This is a genomic window from Deinococcus arcticus (assembly GCF_003028415.1).
Classification (GTDB): domain Bacteria; phylum Deinococcota; class Deinococci; order Deinococcales; family Deinococcaceae; genus Deinococcus; species Deinococcus arcticus.
The window spans coordinates 1-1,131 of record NZ_PYSV01000053.1 but is presented as its reverse complement, the minus strand read 5'-3'; the positions used below and the strand labels follow the sequence as shown (position 1 = coordinate 1,131).

Here is a 1,131-nt window from a genome sequence, read left to right as displayed (position 1 = left end):
TCAAGACCTGTTGCGCAGTAGGAGTGGAAGTGGGTAGCTTGAGGCGTGTTGCGGCTGGAGAAGTTGACGTCCAGAGCACGTTCCTTTGAGCGGCTGGTCGGGCTGAGTCCTACAGAATTCGACCACCTCCTGATGGACTTGGAGCCGTTGTGGGAACAGGCCCACAAGCGCGCTCTCCTGCGCGCCGGACGGGTCCGGCGCATCGGTGCAGGCAATACCTTTAAGCTTGACCTGAGCCAGCGGCTCTTGGTGACGCTGCTCTATCTGCGCCAATACTTCACCATGCACGTCCTGGGAATCCTGTTTGACCTCGACGCAGCGAACGTGTGCCGCAACATACACAGCTTACTGCCGGTCCTGGAGCAGGCGTTGCCTGCTCCCCTGCGGCCCCGGACACTCCAAGCCCAACCTGACGAAGTCCCTGGCAAAAACGTCAAGAAGCCCAGAAAGATCCGCTCGCTAGAGGAACTCCTCGAGGTGTTCCCCGAACTGACCGACGTGGTGGTGGACGCGACCGAGCAGCCCCGAGGGCAGCCGAAGGTCAAGAAGGGTCAGACGCCCGGTCGGAAAGCAGTGGGGCGTCCCAGGGATAAAAAGCGTTTCTACAGCGTCAAGCAGGGCACCCACACGCTCAAAGTTCAGCTGGCGGTGACGCCCGAGGGACAGATCGTTCATCTGAGTGCGACCGCTCGCGGTCGCATCCACGACATGAAGGTGATGCGGTGTTCTCGGCTGATGACTCGACGCCCCAAGCATGTCCGGGTCTGGGGAGATCGCGGATACACCGGGTTGGAGAAGGTCTACCCTGGCCGAGAGATCATCGTGCCTGCTAAGCGGCCCAGGAAGGGTCAACTCAGCGATGAACAGCGTGAGCTCAATCGGCTGATTTCCAAGGTGCGGATCACCGCCGAGAACGGCATCAACCGCATGAAGAAGTTCCGTGCCTGCAAGGCGTTCTTCCGGAACCAGACCGCACGGCACGGTGTGATCTGGGGCTGTGTCGCCGGACTCGTCAATCTCCGCTGGCAACGCCGACTCTACCTATCCACACACTAAATTTAGGGCTAAGCCAGCGGGGCGACGGTTCCCGTCGCCCCGCTCCCCCTTCGGCTACTGCGCAACAGGTCTTCA

1 protein-coding gene is annotated in these 1,131 nt (G+C 60.9%); it reads left to right on the top strand.

Annotated elements, in window-relative coordinates; genetic code table 11:
- Positions 1-48 precede the first annotated feature (48 nt).
- A complete protein-coding gene (locus C8263_RS18720; protein WP_107139616.1) occupies positions 49-1,056 on the top strand; it encodes a transposase family protein in 1,008 nt (335 codons plus the stop codon).
- The last annotated feature ends 75 nt before the right edge of the window (positions 1,057-1,131 follow it).